Here is a 698-nt window from a genome sequence, read left to right on the forward strand (position 1 = left end):
AGAAGTCGAACGAGATCGTGGCCATTCCCAAGCTGTTGGACCTGCTGGCGATCGAAGGGGCCATCGTGACCATCGACGCCATGGGATGCCAGCGCGATATTGCGGCGAGGATCACCGACAAGAAGGCCGATTACGTGTTGGCCCTCAAAGGCAATCAAGGATCGCTGCGCGAGGACGTCGCCCTGTTCGTCGCCGAACAGCAGGCCAAGGGCTTCCAGGATACGACCATCAGCCAGAACGAGACCGTCGACGGCGATCATGGCCGGATCGAAACCCGCAAAACCACGGTCATCCATGATGTCGCCTGGCTCCGGGCCAGACATGACTGGCCCGGCCTTAAAAGCGTCGTCGTCGTGGAAAGCACGCGACGGGTCGGCGACAAAATCGAAAGCGAAACCCGGCTCTACATCACATCATTGGCGCTCATCGCCGCTTTCGTCGGGCCGATCATCAGAAGCCATTGGGCCATCGAGAATAGTCTCCACTGGGTCATGGACATGGTCTTTCGCGATGACGAATGCCGGGTGCGTACCCAAAACGCACCAGCCAACTTCACAACCCTGAAGCACATGGCACATAACCTGTTGCGACAAGCGCCGGGAAAGGACTCCCTACGCCTCCGACGCAAGGTCGCCGCTTGGGACGACGACTTCCTCGCAAGCATCATCGCAGCTTAAAATTTTCACCCGATTCCCCTG

The 698-nt window shown here is 58.7% G+C and carries 1 protein-coding gene; it reads left to right on the plus strand.

From position 1 onward, the window contains the following. Positions 1–677 (plus strand): ISAs1 family transposase (locus IEW15_RS25605; RefSeq protein ID WP_188583383.1); only part of this gene is annotated, 677 nt, incomplete at its 5' end. Positions 678–698: the final 21 nt, after the last annotated feature.

Origin of the sequence: Tistrella bauzanensis (genome assembly GCF_014636235.1) — a bacterium.
GTDB lineage: Bacteria > Pseudomonadota > Alphaproteobacteria > Tistrellales > Tistrellaceae > Tistrella > Tistrella bauzanensis.